The 19,092-nt window shown below is 70.5% G+C and carries 12 protein-coding genes and 1 pseudogene; 8 read left to right on the top strand and 5 right to left on the bottom strand.

Translation table 11 applies throughout. The features are described 5' to 3' along the window. Positions 1–8: 8 nt before the first annotated feature. Entirely contained in the window at positions 9–1,865 is a 1,857-nt protein-coding gene (locus tag JGS39_RS40500; RefSeq protein WP_236065682.1) for an isocitrate lyase/PEP mutase family protein, read from the bottom strand. Between the two features lie 65 nt (positions 1,866–1,930). Between JGS39_RS40500 and JGS39_RS01910 the strand changes: the two genes are divergently transcribed. Both JGS39_RS01910 and JGS39_RS01905 read left to right on the top strand, forming a co-directional pair. Continuing rightward, positions 1,931–2,611 carry an ArsR/SmtB family transcription factor gene (locus JGS39_RS01910; protein ID WP_219566844.1) on the top strand — a complete coding sequence of 227 codons (681 nt, stop codon included), beginning with the start codon at positions 1,931–1,933 and terminating at the stop codon, positions 2,609–2,611. Positions 2,612–2,740: 129 nt separating this feature from the next. Continuing rightward, positions 2,741–3,199 (top strand): nuclear transport factor 2 family protein, encoded by a 459-nt coding sequence (locus JGS39_RS01905; RefSeq protein WP_219566841.1) that lies wholly within the window; start codon positions 2,741–2,743, stop codon positions 3,197–3,199. A gap of 44 nt (positions 3,200–3,243) precedes the next feature. Here the strand turns inward: JGS39_RS01905 and JGS39_RS01900 are convergent, their stop codons facing one another. Next, complete coding sequence (locus JGS39_RS01900) at positions 3,244–5,283, bottom strand: prolyl oligopeptidase family serine peptidase (protein WP_308120116.1); 2,040 nt, start codon at positions 5,281–5,283, stop codon at positions 3,244–3,246. 187 nt (positions 5,284–5,470) lie between these two features. Further along, positions 5,471–8,869: a CARDB domain-containing protein gene (locus tag JGS39_RS01895; RefSeq protein ID WP_219566837.1), complete on the bottom strand. Its 3,399-nt coding sequence runs from the start codon at positions 8,867–8,869 to the stop codon at positions 5,471–5,473. Positions 8,870–9,326: 457 nt separating this feature from the next. Here JGS39_RS01895 and ligD point away from each other — a divergent pair, with 457 nt between their 5' ends. The 6 genes from ligD (at position 9,327) to helR (ending at position 15,293) form a co-directional block, all read left to right on the top strand. Further along, positions 9,327–10,295, top strand: coding sequence for a non-homologous end-joining DNA ligase (gene ligD / locus JGS39_RS01890; RefSeq protein WP_219566835.1), 969 nt, complete (start codon positions 9,327–9,329; stop codon positions 10,293–10,295). A 78-nt stretch (positions 10,296–10,373) separates the two neighbouring features. Further along, positions 10,374–11,177 (top strand): methyltransferase domain-containing protein, encoded by an 804-nt coding sequence (locus JGS39_RS01885; RefSeq protein WP_219566833.1) that lies wholly within the window; start codon positions 10,374–10,376, stop codon positions 11,175–11,177. A 53-nt stretch (positions 11,178–11,230) separates the two neighbouring features. Further along, positions 11,231–11,755 carry a GNAT family N-acetyltransferase gene (locus JGS39_RS01880; RefSeq protein ID WP_219566831.1) on the top strand — a complete coding sequence of 175 codons (525 nt, stop codon included), beginning with the start codon at positions 11,231–11,233 and terminating at the stop codon, positions 11,753–11,755. 91 nt (positions 11,756–11,846) lie between these two features. After that, positions 11,847–12,257: a VOC family protein gene (locus JGS39_RS01875; protein WP_219566829.1), complete on the top strand. Its 411-nt coding sequence runs from the start codon at positions 11,847–11,849 to the stop codon at positions 12,255–12,257. 133 nt (positions 12,258–12,390) lie between these two features. Next, complete coding sequence (locus tag JGS39_RS01870; RefSeq protein WP_371930459.1) at positions 12,391–12,807, top strand: helix-turn-helix domain-containing protein; 417 nt, start codon at positions 12,391–12,393, stop codon at positions 12,805–12,807. A gap of 341 nt (positions 12,808–13,148) precedes the next feature. Then, a complete protein-coding gene (helR, locus tag JGS39_RS01865; RefSeq protein WP_219566924.1) occupies positions 13,149–15,293 on the top strand; it encodes an RNA polymerase recycling motor ATPase HelR in 2,145 nt (714 codons plus the stop codon). Positions 15,294–15,351: 58 nt separating this feature from the next. Here helR and JGS39_RS01860 read toward each other — a convergent pair. Both JGS39_RS01860 and JGS39_RS01855 read right to left on the bottom strand, forming a co-directional pair. Continuing rightward, positions 15,352–16,850 (bottom strand): annotated as a pseudogene (locus tag JGS39_RS01860) (pectate lyase family protein). Positions 16,851–17,609: 759 nt separating this feature from the next. Next, positions 17,610–19,016 (bottom strand): carboxylesterase/lipase family protein, encoded by a 1,407-nt coding sequence (locus JGS39_RS01855; protein WP_219566825.1) that lies wholly within the window; start codon positions 19,014–19,016, stop codon positions 17,610–17,612. Between the last annotated feature and the right edge of the window lie 76 nt (positions 19,017–19,092).

Below are 19,092 nucleotides of genomic sequence, written 5' to 3'. Positions count from 1 at the left end.
CGCGCAGGTCACTCAGGCGCCGCCGCGGGGTCCCGGTCCTGCCGGGCGTACGCCAGTGCCTGGACCTCGGCGTAGGACGGGGCAGCCGGATCCGTCGGCCGACCGTCCCGGATGTCGGTCGCCGCGGTGACGGCCGCCGCCAGTGCCCTGCGGTAGAGCAGCGAGCCGAGACTGACCCTGCGCACGCCCAGCGAGGCCAGTTCGGCAAGCGTGGGCCCGCCCGGGGCGTACAGGATGTTCAACGGTACGACGAGCGCCGATATCAGCTCGGCGATCGCGGCCGGATCCGACAGCCCGGGTACGAACACCCCGTCGGCGCCGAACTGTTCGTAGAGGGCCAGGCGCGTCGCGGTCTCGTCCTCGTGGCTGGACGCCCAGTGGGTGTCGGTACGCGCGTTGATGAACAGCGCGGGTGCCACCTGTTTGACGGCGGCGATCTTCGCCGCGTGCAACTCCATCGGCGCGAGTGTGCCGTCGGGGCGGCCGTCCTCCAGGTTGATGCCGGCCGCGCCCGCCTCGTACAGGGCCCGTGCCAGTGCGGCCACTTCCGCCACGTCGTCGCTGAACCCGCCTTCGGCATCGACGGTGAACAGGAATCGGCCCCTTCCGAGGCGACGGGCCAGGCTCATGGTCGCCTCGGCCGTCGCGGCCGCCCCGTCCGGCAGACCGGCCGAAGCGGCGACACCCAGGCTGGTGGTGCCGACGGCGGCGAAGCCCTGTTCCGCCAGAGCGGCGGCGGAGGCGTAGTCCCAGGCGTTGGGCAGCAGCAGTGGGTGCGCCCGACGGTGCAGGCGGGCGAACGGGGTGAGCGGGCGCCGGAGCAGTCCGTCGGCCAGCGCGAGGGCGTGGGCCCTGCCCGGGCAGATGCGGGGCGGGGCGCCGAAGGTGAGAGGCACCGGATGCGCGCGGTTGGCCGCCGCCAGGTCGAGGAGCACCACGTCGCCCTCGGCGATCTCCCGGCCCGCGACACAGGTGGCTCCGGCGGCGACGCGACGCATGGTCCGTACGGGCGGCCGCTCCCGCAGGACCCGGGACAGCGGAAGCCGCTCGTCGCCGGCTGCGGTTTCGACGAGCGCGGCCGTCGCCTCGCACGCCTGGACCAGCAGACCGATGCGACCGGCCGCGGACTCCGGAGCGGCGTCGAACGGGACAGGCACCGGTTCGGCCGTGGGCTCGGATCCGGCCGACGGAGTGCCAGGTACGACCTGCGTGGACACAAGCTCGAGCGACGGGCAGCCAGGTGCGAGCTGCGTGGAGCCCGGACCGTCCTGAGTGGACACAGGCTCGGCCGACGTGCAGCCGGGCCCGACCTCTGTGGAGCCCGGTCCGACCTCTGTCGACGTGCAGCCAGGCCCGACCTGAGGGGAACCAGGTCCGACCTGCGTGGAACCAGGCCCCACCTGAGTGGAACCAGGTCCGTCCTCTGTGGAGCCCGGTCCGACCTCTGTGGGCGCCGCCGGCCACCTCACCAGCCTCGCCACCGCCTCGTCGGCGGCTGCGTCCTCGCCGCCGAAGTAGACCCCGGCCACCGCGATCACGGCCTCCGCCACGGCCGCGGGCCGCGGCATCCCCAGGGCGGCGGCAAGCGTACGCACCACCGTGAACCGGATGTCTTCGCCGGGCACCACGGCTGCCGCCTGTCGCAGCGACTCCGGAGCGAGACGGGCCAGCTCGGCCTCGACCAGGGCGCGCCGTCGCCGGTGTGGCTCTCCGTGGCTGAACCGGGCCACTGTGGCGCGCAGCCAGGCGACACTCGCCCCGGGCGGGCCGTCTGCCGCGGCCGGCCGCTCCGGGACGAGGGCCGGATCGGCAAGGGCCGCCCGTACGTCCTCGAAGCGATCGAACTCGTGCGTCGTGTGCGTCATGGTTCCGAAGGTAGGGCTGCGACGGTTCGGCGCAGCCCGAACCGTCGCAGCGGCATCATGGCCGCATGTCCTCAATCGCCGAGACCGCGTCCCTGCTCGCCGACCGCACCCGGGCCACCTTCTGCCAGGCCCTGCTCGACGGCCGGGCCTGGACCGCGGGCGAGCTCGCACGGAGCGCCGGGGTCAGCGCGTCCACGGCGAGCGAGCAGTTGTCCCGCCTGATCGAGGGCGGCCTGCTGGCCGAGGAACGGCAGGGCCGGCACCGCTATGTGCGGCTGGCGGGCCCGGAGGCGGCCGCCCTGATCGAGGCCGTTGCCTCGTACGCCCCCGCCGCTTCCTCCCGCCCCCGGAACCTGCCCCGGTCCGGCCGGGCGGGTGCCGAGGCGCGAGCCCGGACCTGCTACGACCATCTGGCCGGTGAACTGGGTGTGACCCTGGCCGATGCCATGATCTCCCGGGGCCTGGTCTCCGAGGACGCGGGGCTGTCCGTCACCCCGGCGGGCCGGGACTGGCTGGCGGACGCGCTGGGCTACCGGCACCCCGCGGGTGCGCGTCGGCCCTTGGTGCGGAGCTGCCTGGACTGGACGGAACGCCGGTCGCATCTGGCCGGAGCGGTGGGAGCGGCCCTGTGCGCCACGTCGCTGGAGCGGCAGTGGGTACGGCGGATCGGCTCAGGGCGGGCGGTGAAGGTGACGCCGGCGGGGGCCGAGTCGTTCCGGGAGCTGCTGGGTGCGGAGGTCGGCTGAGCGGCGCGGCGGGTGCGCCCCGGCCGCGGATTACCTCCGGGGTAATCGACCGTTCCTCTCCCCCACGGCAGGATCGGGCACGGCGACGGGGACCCCCGCCGGCAGCCCACTGACCGCAAGGAGCCCGCCATGGCCGTCAAGCCCACCTCCGGCAAGCCGAGTCCGGCCGCCGACGCGAGTTCCGTCGCCGAAGCCACCCGGGCCGTAGTGGCCGCGTTCCTCGCGGCACGGCTGGCCGGGGACACCGAGCAGATCGCCGCGCTGTTCGCCGACGAGGTCGACTGGCTGCTGGCGCCGAACCCTGTGGTCCCGTGGATCCGCCCGCGGTCCACGGCCGCCGAATGTGCCGCCCAGTCCGCGGAGTTGGCGGCGCACACGGTACCGGAGGACGCGCGGGCGTCCGTCGACACGTTCCTTGTCGACGGCACCGACGCCGTCCTGATGGGGCACCTGTCGGGAACCGTGCGGGCGACGGGCAAGTCCTTCGCAGGCCCGTTCGCTCTGCACCTGACCGTCGAGGACGGCCGCGTCACCCGGCACCACCTCTACGAGAACAGCCTGTCGATCGCCGAAGCCTGCACGTCGTAGCGCGTCCCGGGCGCCGATCCGCCCGAGATGCGTGGTCTGCCGTGTCAGCGGGGGGCGGGTGGGGCCGGCCGTGCGAGGTGGCTCCACAAGAAGGTGTGCATGAGGGCGTTGTTGTGGGCGGACTGCTCGTTGTCGCCCGCGCCCGCGTGGCCGCCGCCGGTGTTCTCGTGGAGCAGCACCCTGTGGCCGAGTTCGCGCAGCCGTGCGGCGGCCTTGCGGGCGTGGCCGGGGTGAACCCGGTCGTCACGGGTGGAGGTCGTCAGGAGCAGGGGCGGATAGGCCTGGTCCGCGGCGAGCCGGTGGTAAGGGGACAGCGCGTGCAGGTGCACCCGATCGGCCCGGTCGTCCGGGTCACCGTACTCGGCGATCCAGGAGGCACCGGCCAGGAGTTCGTGGAAGCGGAGCATGTCCAGCAGGGGGACCTGCGCGACGATCGCGCCGAACAGCTCCGGGTACCGGGTGACCATCGCGCCCATGAGCAGTCCGCCGTTGCTGCCGCCCGCCGCGCCCAGCATGGCCGGGGTGGTGATGTTTCGCGCGACGAGGTCGGTGGCGACGGCCGCGAAGTCCTCGAAGGCCCGTACCCGGTCCGCGCCGAGTGCCGCCCGGTGCCAGCCCGGGCCGTACTCGCCGCCGCCTCGGATGTTCGCGATCACGTAGGTGCCCCCACGCTCCAGCCATGCCCGGCCCGTCACCGCGCCGTAGAAGGGGGTGAGCGAGACCTCGAATCCGCCGTAGCCGTAGAGGAGGGCGGGACCGGGGCCCGGGGAGACGTCGCGGGGGCCGATCACGAAGTACGGCACCTTCGTACCGTCCTGCGAGATGGCGAAGAACTGCTCCACACCGAGACCGGCGGCGTCGAAGCGGGCCGGGGCCTGCTTGATGATCTCCGTCTCTCCCCCGACCCGCCCGCGGTAGAGCGTGGAAGGCTGCAGGAAACCCGACACGTCGAGGAAGAACTCGTCGGAGACGTCCGGGTCCGTGTCCACGACGCTGACGGCGGACAGCGCCGGGACGTCCGCGAGCGGCGCCCGCGCCCACCCGGTGCCGGGGGTGGGGGACGGGGTGAGTACCTCGATGCGGGTGCTGACGTCGTGCATCGTCTCCAGGATCAGATGATGCCGGGTCCACGTGTGCCCGGCCAGGGCGGTCCGGGCGTCCGGTGTGAACAGCACCTCCGGGGTCCGGTCGCCCGCCAGGAAGGCGTCGAAGCCGAAAGCCAGCATGGAACCCGCGCGGTGTCCGATCCAGTCGGACTTCAGGCTGACGATCAGATGCTCGCGATGGGCGTACGCGTCGGCGTCGTCCGGAACAGCGATCCTGATGAGCGAGGGCTCGCGGGTGAGGAGATACATCTCGCTGTGGTGGAAGTCCATCGACCGGTAGACGAAGTCCCGCTCGAACCCGGGTGTGGAGTCGTGCCAGCCGCCGGCTGCCACGTCTCGCGCCTCACCCTCGAAGACCGGATCGGCCTCCTCCAGGGCCGTACCGCGGCGCCACCGGCGGACCGTCCTCGGATAGCCGGACTCGGTCAGGGAGCCCGGCCCGAAATCCGTGCCGACGAACACGGTGTCGGCATCGATCCATCCGATCCGGGTCTTCGCCTCCGGCACCTGGAATCCGTCCTCGACGAAGGTCCGGGTGCCGAGGTCGAACTCGCGGACCACCACGGCGTCTCCGCCGTCACGCGAAAGGCTGACCAAGGCCCGGCCGCAGTCGGGGTGGCGCACCCGTGCACCGGCCCATATCCACTTCGTTCCCTCAGCCGCGGCGAGCGCGTCGACGTCGAGGAGCATCTCCCACCGGGGAGCGTCCGTCCGGTACTGCTCCAGTGTCGTGCGCCGCCACACTCCCCGCGCATGCCCGGCGTCACGCCAGAAGTTGTAGAGGAACTCGCCGTGGCGCGCGGCATACGGAATCCGGTCCGGTGCGTCCAGCACCTCCAGCAGGCGCTCCTTCAGCGGGGCGAACCCCGCGCCGGACGCCAGAGCGGCGTCCGTCTCGGCGTTGCGCTCCGCCACCCAGGCGAGCGCGGCCTCGCTCTCGATGTCTTCCAGCCACAGGTACGGGTCATCATTGATCACCACAGAATTGTGCAGGCTCGCAGGGCGCGGTGTGTCCGAATCCCACGCTCACGGCCGGCGGAACCCTGCTCCGCTCCCCCGCCGGCACGCCCGGATGGCGTGCCGGCGGGGGCGGCCGAGGTCGGGTCGGGTGGCCGCAGAACGGGGACCGGTGTCGGTCGCGGGTGTCGGTCGCGGCTGGCCGGACCTACCTGCGGGTCGTCTCCTTCCCTGCGCTGCCGTTGATGACGAACTGGGATCCGGGTTCGACCACCACGTCACCATCGGCAGAGCCCGTGATGGTCACACCGGTCAGCGTCGCGCTGCCGCGCGCGCCGCCGTGGGCCAGGATTCCGGACCCGTTGACGGAGTTCTCGATGCGGACGTTGCTGATCTGCGCTCCCGGCACGGAGCCGCCGCCCGACTTGAACTGGATTCCGTCGTAGGTCGAGTCGTAGATGTCGGTGTCGCGGATGGTGACGCCCGGGATGTTCTGCGAGGCCGCGAACAGGGTGATGGCACCGAACTCCTGGGCCTCGCCCCAGAACGCTCCGCCCGTGCGGTGCAGCGCGTTGTTGGCGATCAGCGTCTCTCCGGAGAAGGGCAGCGGGTCGTGGTCCGTGGCCAGCATGATGCCGGGATAGTTCATCGTGTCGGAGATGATGTTGTTCTCGATCGTGTTGCCGTAACCGCCGTAGACCGCGATGCCGTTCGCCCTCCAGGGCAACTGGATGGTGTTGTTGCGGAAGTGGTTGTCGTGGCCGATGTCCACGGACGGGTCCTTCACGTACTTGCTCGACCACACGGCCAGCGAATCGTCTCCGGTGTTCCTGAAGGAGGAGTTGAACACCGTCGAATTGCGGGTTCCGTTGGCGAAGTTGATGCCGTCCGCATAGGTGTTGCGGATCCGCATGCCGGTGAACCGGAGATCGTCACCGGGTCCCCAGAGTTCCGGGATGTTGCTGTAGTCCCGGCCGACCCACACGCCCACGTTGGCGTGCTCCAGCCACACGTTGGTGATCTCGGTGTCCTGGCCGAAGCGCCCGTTCAGGCCCACGCCGCCCTCGGCGTTGCCGTCTCCGCCCCGGATGGTGCCGGAGCCGAAGATCGCCAGGTCCGAGATCTTGGTGTTGTCGTCGATGTCGAAGCCGAAGTTCCCTTCGTGCGGATGGTTGATGCCGCCGGCGTCCTGAGGCGCGGTCAGGGTGTACAGCTGGGAGTGCCACATGCCCGCGCCGCGGATCGTGACGTCACTGATGCCGACCTGGTTGTACTGGCCCCGGTTCAGTGGGTCGTCGGTCAGGATCTTCTGCTCCTGCCGCCACTGCCCCGGCGGAATCCATACGCAGCCGATGTCGCCGTTCTGGTCGGCCGTCACCGCCCGCTGAATGGCGTCCGTGTCGTCGATCCCGTCGTTGGGGACGGCTCCGTAGGCGGTGATCGAGGTGCATCCGGCCGGCTGGGCGGCTGCCGGAGCCACCTGTTCCAGGTCGACGAGGTCGATGACGTAGAACGAGGCGGAGTCGCCCGCGTCACGCTGGAGACGGAACTTCGTTCCGGCGGGATAGGACTGGCCGAGCAGTGCGTGGGATTCGTCGAACAGTCTGCGGGCGTCGGCCTGCGGCGTGTTGGTCAGGCCCTCCGGACTGTCCGTGTCGCCGTACAGCCAGCTGTGCTTGGAGGACAGGGTCAGCTTCCGGGCGAAGGTGTCGTTGACGTAGAGGCTGATCGTGGCCTCCGTCCCGCCGCCGCCGGGCGCGTCGGGTATGGAGTTGCGCACCACGAGGGAGTTCGACGGCACGGTCGAGGTGACCTCGACGAACTGGCCGGTGGAGTCCAGCCGGACGGACTGCCGGCCGGAGGACTCGGTGGCGAAGTTGGTGTGCCCGAAGGTGCGTTCCCGGTCGGATGTCAGCAGCGTGCCCCGGTATGCGCCGGCCTCCGCCTCGTACTCGGTGTACGGGACCGCGGCCCCACGGCCGACCACGATGGCGCGCGAGAAGACGTTGTTGTTCTCGTTGGTCTCGGTGACGGCACCGGTGGCGTCGGCCGTGGCGGTCAGATTGGCGCCGCCGCTCTTCGCGGTCCAGGTCCCGCTCATGGCCACCGTGACCGTGCCCCCGGCGGGGATCGGGCCCGTGGCGCCGTTCAGGGTGGTGTTCTCCGCCAGGAGACGGGTGACCGTGGGCGAACCGACCGCTGTGGTACCGCGGTTGTGCACGGACACGGAGAAGGTGACCGAGGCGCCCACCGCGGGGTTCGAGGGGGTCGACGTGATACCGAGCACCTCCAGGTCGGGGCCCGGGCTCTGCCCGATCTCGAGCTTCGTGGCGGCGGTGCGGCTGTTGTTGCTGTTGTCCTTCTCGACGATCGTGTCGGTCGGGTCGACGACTGCCGTGACACTGTAGGCGCCCATGGCCCTTCTGCCGACGTCGATCCGCACGGTGGCCGAGGCACCGGCGGCGAGGGCGCCCACCGGAGCACTGCCTGCGGCCACGCCCTCCAGGCTGACGTCGACGGTCGTCGCCGCGGCCGCCGCCGTACCCGTGTTGCGTACGGTGGCGTCGACCGTGACGTCGTCCTTCTCGGACGGTGATGCGGGAGACCAGGTCAGCTCGGACACGGTCAGGTCCGGGTTCGGGGCGGCGGTGCCGACGACCTGGATCTCGGCGGCCTGGGCGCCGGGGGCGCCCGAGTTGGAGGAGAACTTCAGCTGCACGTCCGCGTACCGTCCGGTGACCGGGATGGTGACCGTGTTCTCGCTGGCCGAGGGGTCGAAGACGTAGTCGTTCCGGGCCTTCAGCTGGGTGAAGCCGGTGGCGGACTGTGCGCGGCCGAGCACCTCGATGCTCTGCGTACGTGTCGCCCAGGCCTGGTCCGGGGAGAGCTTGACGACGACGGCCTCGATGTCGGCGTCGGCGCCGAGCTTCACCGTCAGCGTGGCGGGGTGGCCGCCGGACTCCCAGTACGTGCCGGTTCTGTCGTCGTTGGCGTTCGACGCAACGTAGGTCTGGACGGACGACGACGCCTCGATCGGCTTGTTCAGCGCCAGGTTCGACCCGATGGCGGGCGACGGGCCGGGGTCGCTCCCGGTGTCCTCACCGCGGACCTCGACCTGGGAGAGCTGCGCGGCGTTCCAGCCGCTGTTGGCGGTCACCTGTACGCGGATGTACCGGGCCTCCTTGGCGGCGAATCCGACGGTCACGGTATTGCCCGCTGCCGGACTGAACTCCCTGGCGGCGGAGGCGGACAGCGTGCTGAAGGTACTCCCGTCCGTGCTGCCCTGGATCCCGATGGTCTGGGTCCGGGCCTCCCAGGTCGCCGGAAGCTTCAGCACCACCTGGTCGATGTCGAACCGGCTGCCGAGGTCGATCCGCACCCACTGCGGGAGCGTGCCCGTGCTCTCCCAGTACGTCTGCTGGCTGCCGTCGGCGACGTTGGAGGCCGGGTAGGCGCCGTGCGCACCACTGGTCGTCACCGGCTTGCCGAGGGCGAGGTCGGGGACCTGTACGGCTGCCGAGGCGGCGACCGGCAGAAGCCCGACGGTCATCAGCGCGGCGGTCACCGCACCGACGGCCAGCCGCCGTCCTAGTTGCTTCCATCTCATGCTGTCCTCTGTTCCGTGGGGCCACGGGACCGGGAGCGCGTACGGGCATCGCCGGCGTACGACGCGCGCGGCGTCGTACGGCCGGGCAAGGCCGGATTGCGGGCTGCCGGTACACCGATGGGGGCGATCGGGGACGCCGGCAGGAGGGAAAGCAGGCCGCCCGCCGGAAACTCGCGCATATCACTTCGCTTTTTGAGCGATCTGATTCATTTTTTGCGGCGCTGCGGTGACAGGTTTCTAGCAGGTCACGCTTTTGTCAACGGTCCTCACACCGCTATCCCCTGCCCACCACTGTTTGCGCTGCTCAGCGCCGCGTACCGGATCGCAGCGGGGCAACGACGTCCGCAACTCCCTGCGGACGAACACCTGCCGCCCCGGTCTGCGTGGTTCTCCATCGCTACGCACAGTTCTGCGCGCAGTCCTGCGCAGTCCCGCGCAACGTTCGATCATCGAGGTTATGGCTCCGATTCCTCCCGGCCCTCTCTGGTCGCCGCCGTCGATCGCCCCCATGCTGGCCGTGCCGGGTCCGCTTCCCGAGCCCGACTCGGACTGGGCGTTCGAGACCAAATGGGACGGTGTCCGCTGCGTCCTGACCGCGACGGGCGACGGATCGGCGCGACTGGCCTCGCGGGCGGGCAACGACATCACGGTGACGTATCCGGAACTGCAGGCCCTGGGCAGCGAACTGCGGGGGCGCGGCGTGGTCCTGGACGGTGAACTCGTGGCCCTGGACGCTTCCGGACGGTCCGACTTCGGCCTGCTCCAGCGCCGGATGGGCGTGGGCGACGCACGGCGCGCCGGCCGCCTTGCGCTGGACTGCCCTGCCCATCTGATGATCTTCGACGTCATGTACGTCGACGGCCTCGGGCTGCTCTGTGCGACGTACCGGGAGCGTCGCGAGATCCTGTCCGCCCCCGGGCTGAACGGGGCGCATTGGTCGACGCCGTCGAACGTGCACGGGCGCGGATCGCAGGTGTGGGACGCCGTGCTCCGTGAAGGACTGGAGGGCGTGGTCGCGAAGAGGATCTCCTCCCCGTATCTGCCCGGCACCCGATCGGCTCACTGGCGCAAGACCAAGCGGGTGGAGACCCTGGACGTGGTCATCGGTGGCTGGACCCAGCGACGGGGCGCAGCGGCCGGTGTGCCGGGAGCGGTGCTCGTCGGCGTCACCGGGCCCAGCGGTCTGCGGTACGCGGGATCGGTGGGGTCGGGAATGTCCGAGCGTGAACAGAGCGAACTCACGGCGTACTTCGCAGTCATCGCACGGTCCTCGTCCCCGTTCACCGACCCTGTCGACGTGGCCGGCGCGCACTGGGTGGAGCCGCGGCTGGTCGCCGAGGTCACCGCGACGGAGTGGACCAGGGCCGGCCGGCTGCGCCATCCGGTCTGGCAACGGCTGCGACCGGACCTGACCCGCCTCGACTGACAGAGCCGGCGCGGGGGCGTCCCCCGACGCGAGCCGGGCAGCCCGTGCCCCGACTGCGGCTTCTGACAGGATCGCGCCATGGCTGAACACGACGCGGAGCGCGGCTACCTTCTGGACAACCGGCAGTCGGAGGCGGGCATCCGCTTCGGGGCTCTCAGCGAGCTCTTCGATCCGGTGACGTTCCGGCATGTCGACCGGCTCGGCGTCACCACCGGCATGCGGTGCTGGGAGGTCGGCGCCGGCTCTCTCTCCGTACCCCTGGGGCTGGCCGAGCGGGTCGGCCCGACCGGAAAGGTGATCGCCACCGACATCGACGTGTCGTGGACCGAGGGCGTCACCGACGGCGTGGTCGAGGTGCTGCGCCATGACGTGGCGGCCGACCCGCCGCCGCCCGGCGGTTTCGACCTGGTCCACGCCAGGCTGGTCCTGGTGCACGTCACCCACCGGGCCGAGGCCCTGCGGCGCATGGTCCAGGCGCTCCGGCCGGGCGGCCGGCTGCTCCTGGAGGACGCCGACCCAGGATTGCAGCCGCTGCTGTGCCCCGACGAGTCCGGTCCGGAACAGCGGCTCGCCAACCGGCTGCGCTCCGGCTTCCGCGCGTTGATGGCAGCCCGGGGCGCGGACCTCACGTACGGGCGGACCCTGCCCAGGCTGCTGCGCGAATCCGGCCTGGAGGACGTACAGGCCGACGCGTACTTCCCGATCACCTCACCGGCCTGTTGCGTCCTGGAGGCCGCGACCGTGCGGCAGATCCGCGGCCTTCTGGTGTCGGAAGGACTCGCCACCGACGACGAGATCGACGGCCACCTGGCCAACGTCGCCACCGGCCGCCTCGACCTCGCCACCGCCCCCATGGTCTCCGCGTGGGGGCGGCGCCCGTAACTCGCACGGATGTTGGCGCCGATCGGCTGGAACACCCGTGCGAGGATCGCGAGATGAGCGATCTGCACGTCCGTCCTGCCGATGACGGCGACCTTGCCGCCGTCGTGCGGCTGCGCGACGACGCCGCGCGCTGGATGCTCGCCCGGGGCGTCACTGGGCAGTGGCGTCCGGGTGAGCTGAGCGATGACCACTTCCGCCGGGTCATGGAGACCGGGGAGGTGTGGCTCGCGGAGGCCGCCGGCCGTGTCGTCGGGGCCTGGGAGCTGTGGTGGGAGGACGAGGAGGCCTGGGGGCCGCAGTCGTCGACGGCCGGCTACGTGCACCGGCTCATGGTGGATCACAGCCGTGTCCCGTCCGGGACGGGCAGGCAGCTGCTGAGCAGGGCGGAGCGCCGCGTGGCCGAGTCGGGCCGGCTCTTCGTACGTCTGGACTGCCTGGCCGGCAACGCCCGCCTGAAGGCGTACTACCTCGGCGCCGGGTATCAGGTGGTGGGGCACAAGGAGGGCAAGCCGCAGCCGGGCGGCACACCCAAGTCGTTCACACTGCTCGAGAAGCCCGCACCGGGACGTACAAAGTAGCCGCGTCGGCATCGGCGCCGAAGGACGATCCGGCGGAACCGATCAGGAATCGAGAAGCGCGGGTCGCGGGGGCGGATCTAGCATGATCGCCATGGACATCAGCATTCACACGAGCTTCCTTCCGCACGATGACCCGGACGCGTCCGCGGCCTTCTACCGCGACGTTCTCGGCTTCGAGGTCCGCAGCGACGTCGGGCAGGGCAAGATGCGCTGGATCACGGTCGGGCCCGCCGGGCAGCCCAGCACATCCATCCTGCTGGCGCCGCCGGCCGTCGACCCCGGCATCACCGAGAACGAGCGCCGCACCATCACCGAAATGATGGCCAAGGGCACCTACGGATGGATCCTGCTGGCCACACCGGACCTCGACGGCGTGTTCGAGAAGGTACGGGCGAGCGACACGGAGGTCGTCCAGGAACCGACCGAGCAGCCGTACGGCATCCGCGACTGCGCCTTCCGTGACCCGGCGGGCAACCTGGTCCGCATCCAGGAACTTCGCTGAACCGACGGGCCGACGGGCCGACGATCCGGCGGGGGCGGCCCGCCTCCGTGAGGGGCACCACCGCATTCCAGGCACGCACGGAAGCCGACGAAACGGAGCTCACATGTGTCTTCCCGCGTGGGGGCGTGCCCGCATGACGGCACAGCACCTGAGTGACCTCGCACGACTGCGTCGCGTACGCGACCGGATCGACCGGGAGTACGCACAGCCACTGAACGTCGAAGCGCTCGCCCGCGGCGCCGGCATGCCGCCCGGGCATCTCAGCCGCCAGTTCCGGCTGGCCTACGGCAAGTCCCCGTACGCGTATCTGACGGCCCGTCGCATCGAGCGTGCCACCGCCCTGTTGCTCAACGGCGACCTCGGCGTCGCCGATATCCGCCGCATGGTCGGCTGTTCGTCGCCGGATGTCTTCCGTACGCACTTCACCGAGCTGGTCGGCATGCCGCCCCGCGCCTACCGCCACCGCGCCGTGGACACTGTGGCGGACATGAGGCCATGGGTGCCGGAACAGGCGGCGAAGACAGCCGGGCTCACCGGCACACGGGCCTGAGGAGGGATTGCGGCGTATCACCGGACACTGCCGGGAGTGAAGGCAAAGGGACGACCCACCTCTTGCCACTTTCAACTTATAGCGCAGTGGGGGGCTTGCCGCAAGGCCCTGGTCATACCGCAGAATCACTCGTCGGCGCCGAAGCCGACGACGCCGGAAGCTGCGGAAACGGGAGATTCACTCAGTGCATATGTTTGTGCCGGTTCACGGGTCGTGCCACGAGGGCGACCCGGTCGTGGGACCCGCCGTGCGGTTGTGGGCACCGCACGACGGGGCGCTGGAATGCGCACCGCCCCGCTCCCCGGGCTCGACCACGGATCGGAGCTGATGGCATGAACCTCCTGAACCCCTTGACCATCAGCGCGTTCGATCTGCCCGAGCGGCTCGCCCTCAAGGCCGACCCCCAGCTGACCGCCGCCGACGATGAGCACTTCGCGGCCATCGCCGAGTGCCTGGAACAGTCGGTCGCCGAACTCTCCGCCCGTCTCGATGCCGAACGCAGGTCGCCCGGTGGCATGGGCCGCCAGGCGATGGACCGGGACATCGAGATCCACCGGCTGACCGCCCGGCTGCGTACGCTGCGCCGGTTCGGCCTGGACCTCTGTCTCGGGCGCATGGTCGGCGCGGACGACCCCGAGCCCGTGTACGTGGGGCGGCTCGGCCTCACGGACAGCACAGGCCGTCGGCTGCTGCTCGACTGGCGCTCCCCCGCGGCCGAGCCCTTCTTCGGAGCCACCCACGCCAATCCGATGGGCCTGGCGAGCCGCCGCAGGTACCGCTGGACCCGCGGCCGGGTCAGCGACTTCTGGGACGAGGTGTTCACGCCTGACGGGGGCGCCGGGCACGCGGCGCTCGACGACCAGTCCGCCTTCATCGCCACGCTCGGCGGCAACCGGTCGGCACGGATGCGCGATGTGCTCGGCACCATCCAGGCCGACCAGGACGCCATCATCCGTGCGGGGTCCCGCGGGGCGCTCATCGTCGACGGGGGCCCGGGCACCGGAAAGACCGTCGTCGCCCTGCACCGTTCCGCGTACCTCCTCTACTCCGACCCCCGCCTCGGCCACCATCGCGGCGGCGTGCTGTTCGTCGGTCCGCACGAGCCGTACCTGGGCTACGTGGCCGACGTCCTGCCGAGCCTCGGCGAGGAGGGCGTGCAGACCTGCACCCTGCGCGACCTCGTCACCGAGGGAGCCGCGGCAGGGGCCGAGGCCGACCAGGAGGTGGCCCGGCTCAAGTCGTCCGCGGATCTGGTGAAGGCCATCGAGGCCGCTGTCAGCTTCTACGAGGAACCCCCCGCCAAGGCGATGACGGTAACGACCCAGTGGTCCGACATCCGGCTGAGCGCGGCCGACTGGGCGGTGGCGTTCGAAGCGGCACCCGGCATCCCGCACAACGAGGCGCGTGACCAGATCCTGGAGGAGCTGGTCACGATCCTGGTGGACCGGGACAACGGCGACGTTCCGGAGCACCTTCTCCGGAACTCCCTTGTGCGGAACCGGGAGTTGCTCGCGGTATTCGACGGTGCGTGGCCGCTGATCGAAGCGGCCGATCTGGTCGGGGACCTGTGGTCGGTGCCCGCGTATCTGCGCACCTGTGCTCCCGGGCTGAGCCGCGACGACGTGTCGCGGCTCCAGCGCGCGGACGCCCAGGCCTGGACGGTTTCCGACCTGCCGCTCCTCGACGCCGCACGCCGGCGGCTCGGCGACCCGGAGACGTCACTGCGCAGGCGGCGGCACGCCGCGGAGGTCGCGGCCGAGCGTGAGCACATGGCTCATGTCATCGACTCCCTGCTCGAAGCCGATGCCGACGGTGAAGGCGCCGTCACGATGCTGCGGGGCCAGGATCTGAAGGACACCCTGGTCGACGGATCCGCACGCGTCGGGGGCGAACCGGACCTGCTCGCCGGGCCGTTCGCGCACATCGTCGTCGACGAGGCCCAGGAACTGACCGACGCGGAATGGCAGATGCTGCTGCTCCGCTGCCCGTCCCGGAGCTTCACCGTCGTCGGGGACCGCGCGCAGGCCAGGCACGGATTCACGGAGTCCTGGCAGGAGCGACTGGAGCGTGTCGGGTTCGACCGGATCAACCAGGCGTCCCTGAGCATCAACTACCGGACGCCGGAAGAGGTCATGTCGGAGGCCGAGCCGGTCATCCGGGCCGCGCTCCCCGATGCCAACGTGCCGGTCTCCGTCCGCAGCAGCGGCGTTCGCGTGGTCCACGGATCCGCTGACGAACTCGACGCGGTCCTCGACAACTGGCTCGCCGCGCATGCCGAGGGGATCGCCTGCGTCATCGGCGATCCCACGTTCCGGGCGAGGCCCCGGGTCCGTTCGCTGACCCCTGAACTGTCGAAGGGCCTCGAGTTCGACCTGGTCGTCCTCATCGATCCGGAGCAGTTCGGCACGGGCGTCGAAGGCGCGGTCGACCGCTATGTAGCGATGACTCGCGCGACACAGCGGCTCGTCGTCCTCACCGGGCCGTGACGACGTCGGCACGGCCGCCACGGCGGTCATGCCGACGGGACACTGTCGCCGCGCACCGCTACCCGGCGTAGGTCTCGAACTCGGCGATCTTCGGGGTGCCGGTGGAGCCGGTGATCTGGAAGGTGATCTTGCGCAGCGAGGTCTGCGGGATCGAGATGGCACCCGCTCCGGTACCGGTGGCCAGCACCGCGCCGGTGTCGCCGTTCAGTACCTTCCAGGTCCCGATGCTGCCGGCGGACCCGGAAGCCTCCCGGATCTTGACGGAGGAGACGGAGGTCGCGGTGCCCCACTTGACCGAGACCGAGCCGGTCGCGCCGGCGGGCGACCAGTACGTGCTCAGGTCACCGTCCCGCACGTTGCCGTAGCTCGTTCCGTCGGCCTTGCTGGAGCCGTCGGCACCCGCGCCGACGCTGAGGTTGGTCCCGGTCGGGGGTCCGGGGTCGGCGTCTGGGTCGAGCAGTTGCCGTCCGACACCTTCAGGCCCTTGTTGGCGCCTGCGGTCTGGGCCACGATGCCGGGCACGCAGGATGCCGCGTCGAGGCTGTACGCGTAGGGGATGCTGACGGTGGTGTTGGACTTCGGGTCGGGACCGGCCGGGTTGTTCTCACTGCCGGGTGCGGACCATGTCACGTTGTCGAACGTGTTCCCGCTGACCTGCCAGTATCCGGGGGCGTCGGTGTAGAACGTGCCCAGGACGTCCTTGGAGTCCTTGAAGTAGTTGTTGTCCACCTTCGCGCGGGCCCCGGCACGGGAGTTGATCCCGGACTCGTTCAGCTTCACGTAGTAGTTGTTGTAGATGTGGGCGATGCCGCCCCGCAGCAGGGGCGTGCGGGAGTCGAGGTTCTCGTACAGGTTGTGGTGGAACGTGACGAAGCCGTTGGAGAGTTCGGTCTCGCTCGACCCGATGAGACCGCCGCGGCCGGAGTTGCGCAGGGTGCTGTAGGACAACGTCACGTACTGCGTGTTGTCCTTCATGTCGAAGAGGCCGTCGAAACCTTCCGACTCCCCTCCCGACGCCTCGAGGCTGCTGTGGTCGACCCAGACGTTGCGGACGTCGCTCTCCATGCCGATGGCGTCACCGCCGTTGGACGTGGGCGACCCCGACTTCTTGACGTTCCGGACCGTCACGTTCTGGATGATGATGTTGCTGGACTGGCGTATGTGGATGCCCAGTTGATCGAACACGGCCCCATTGCCGACTCCGACGATCGTGACGTTGCTGATCTGCTTGAGCTCGATCACACCGGCCGCGGTGTTGCAGCTGTCGCCGGACACCTTGGTGGTGTTGGCGTGGTTGATCGTCCCCTCGACCTCGATGGTGATGGGGGTGCTGCTGCTGGCCCGGCCGCACAGGGCCTGGTGGATCGCGGTGCCCGTGGTGGCCCGGACCGTCTGTCCGCCCGCACCGCCGGTGGTCCCGCCGTTCTGCGTCGCGTAGCCGGTGGCGCCGGTGGTCGCGGCCGATGCCGACGGCATCGACACGACGACACCGGTCGCGGCGGCGAGGGTGGCCGTGGTCAGCGCCGCATACAGGCGCAGTGCGACTCGTCTTTTCATGATGGTATCTCCCTGTTCGTCTTCGAAGGCCGGGCGCAAACTGGCATGCCCATGTCATTTCGGCAGTCCGTCCGTAGACTGCCGTTCTCACTGGACAGGCCCTGATCGGCGTGGTGGCACGTGCTCTTCGTCGGTGCGATGGGGCGGGCCGCTCTCTTGCGACCTGAAGCTGCGCGTACGCCGGTACCGGCCGCGGGATCACCGCCGCCGTAAGGGGTCGCCGCCCTCGAACCCGCGAAGGACGGCTCGATGCGTCGTCACCATGGCGTGGTTCGTGACCCCATGACGTGCCGGCACCGTGGGTGCGGTCCCGTTCCGGATCCCTGGCATTCACGGGGTCGCGGCAACTGCCCTGCCATGACTCCACTGCCACCGGAACGGGACCTACTGAATGGAAAGCGCTTTCTCGTCGTGAGAATAGGACTGCGCGCGCTGGGCTGGCAAGACTCTGGACGCGCTCACCCGGTGAAGCGCTTCAACTGCTTCGTCAACTGCCCCATGTTTGCTGGATTTAGAGGAAAATGAGCGGCACAGCCGGCGAGCGCCGGGGCCACTGGAGAACGTCTTCCGAGCGTGAGATCTCGCAGGAGCAAGCGCGTTCTATCGGGAGTAGCCAGGTCGCGTCGGTCCGGCGCGCACCAAGCCGTCAGATCTGTCGTCCGCGGCGACTATTCGGCCATCAAGCCCTGTCCGGACTCCGGTCCACGGCACCGGGGCCTGTCCGGACCCCGGTGCCGTGGATCAGGGTCCGGACAGGCCCTACTGCTGGAGCCAGGCCCGCAGTTCCTCCTGGCGCGGCGCGAGGGTTACACCCGCGTCGGGATGGCCGAAGACCATCACCGGCCGGCTCCCGTCCCAGGCGGACCATCCCGGGTCACCCGAGGAAGCGAACGCGACCCAGGCCCGGTGCATGGCGTCGGCCAGCGGCTGAGGAGCATCCGGGCCCGTGAGCGCTTCACCGTGGCGGAGGTTGTCGAAGACGAAGCCGATCTCCAACGCGTGGCAGGCGCCCAGGTCGAGTACGGGCGAGGGCCACGCGAACTCGTACAGGAACGTCCGGGCCGGCCGCGAGTCGGCGAGCCGGTTGAGCGGTCCCCGCACCAGCAGGTCCGTAGCCATCTCGCCGAGGATCTCCCCGGGCTTCGCGCCCGGTCTGGACGCCTTGTACAGCCTGGCGACGCTTCCCGGGACCCGGAACTTCAGCAGGGCCAGCCGGAGCGAGAGGGCGTTGACGCGGTCCACCATCCCGCTCGGCACGAACCACAGCCGGTACTCCTCCCGGTTGCAGCCCATCAGCAGATCGACGGTGGGCAGCGACGGTTCAGCCGGAACCACGTCCCCGTCGACCACGAGGTGGAAGCCGGGTCCCCCGCTGATCGGATCGGCCTTGCCGACGACTTCGGTCTGTACGTCCAGCAGCAGCTCACGGTCCACCGCGGCGAACGCCTCCGCCGTGGCGGGCACCCGCAGCGCCTTCGCCATCGCACGCACGGTCTTCACGCCCCGGGTGCGCGGCACCGTCTGCGGCGGGCCGCTCTGCAGGACCGCCCGGCGGAAGAGGCCGGCCGCGCGCGGGCTGGTCATCAGGGCGGCGATGCTGACAGCCCCGGCGGACTCGCCGCACACCGTGACGTTCTCCGGGTCCCCGCCGAAGGCCGCGATGTTCTCCTTGACCCAGCCCAGGGCCGCGATCTGGTCCAGCAGGCCCCGGTTGTCGGGTGCGTCGGGAAACACCCCGAACCCCTCCACTCCGAGCCGGTAGTTGACTGTGACCAGCACGATGCCGTCGCGTGCGAAGGCCCGGCCGTCGTACAGGGGCACGGCGCCCGAGCCGTTCCGCAGGGATCCCCCGTGGATCCACACCATCACCGGCAGCGGTCCCCCGCCGGGGTCCGGAGTCCAGACGTTGAGGTTGAGGCACTCCTCCCCCGGGATGTCCACGTCGGGGATCAACCGGTCGAGGGGCGGACGGTAGGGGCGCTGCGGAGCGGTCGGCCCGTAGTCGAGCGCGTCGCGCAGCCCTTCCCACGGCTCGACGGGTGCGGGGGCGCGAAAGCGATGGGGCCCGAACGGGGCGGCAGCGTAGGGAATGCCGAGGAAGGTGGCGATTCCGTCCCGGACGCGGCCCCGGACCCGGCCTCGGCAGGTGGTCGCGATGGCGTCCATGTCGGTCCTTTCACGAGGTGTGCCCGCCTCCCCCGTCGCCGGAGCGCACGGGGGAGGCGGATACGGAAGACCGGCA

It is taken from the genome of Streptomyces poriferorum, assembly GCF_019399235.1.
GTDB classification, from domain to species: Bacteria; Actinomycetota; Actinomycetes; order Streptomycetales; family Streptomycetaceae; genus Streptomyces; species Streptomyces poriferorum.
This window is presented reverse-complemented; position numbering and strand designations above follow the sequence as displayed.

Excerpts from the sequence above, each read along its gene's own strand:
- JGS39_RS40500 (WP_236065682.1), bottom strand. The coding sequence starts at position 1,865 with ATGACGCACACGACGCACGAGTTCGATCGCTTCGAGGACGTACGGGCG.
- ligD (WP_219566835.1), top strand. The coding sequence starts at position 9,327 with ATGGCTCCGATTCCTCCCGGCCCTCTCTGGTCGCCGCCGTCGATCGCC.
- JGS39_RS01910 (WP_219566844.1), top strand. The coding sequence starts at position 1,931 with ATGTCCTCAATCGCCGAGACCGCGTCCCTGCTCGCCGACCGCACCCGG.
- JGS39_RS01885 (WP_219566833.1), top strand. The coding sequence starts at position 10,374 with ATGGCTGAACACGACGCGGAGCGCGGCTACCTTCTGGACAACCGGCAG.
- JGS39_RS01870 (WP_371930459.1), top strand. The coding sequence starts at position 12,391 with ATGACGGCACAGCACCTGAGTGACCTCGCACGACTGCGTCGCGTACGC.
- JGS39_RS01875 (WP_219566829.1), top strand. The coding sequence starts at position 11,847 with ATGGACATCAGCATTCACACGAGCTTCCTTCCGCACGATGACCCGGAC.
- JGS39_RS01880 (WP_219566831.1), top strand. The coding sequence starts at position 11,231 with ATGAGCGATCTGCACGTCCGTCCTGCCGATGACGGCGACCTTGCCGCC.
- JGS39_RS01855 (WP_219566825.1), bottom strand. The coding sequence starts at position 19,016 with ATGGACGCCATCGCGACCACCTGCCGAGGCCGGGTCCGGGGCCGCGTC.
- JGS39_RS01905 (WP_219566841.1), top strand. The coding sequence starts at position 2,741 with ATGGCCGTCAAGCCCACCTCCGGCAAGCCGAGTCCGGCCGCCGACGCG.
- JGS39_RS01895 (WP_219566837.1), bottom strand. The coding sequence starts at position 8,869 with ATGAGATGGAAGCAACTAGGACGGCGGCTGGCCGTCGGTGCGGTGACC.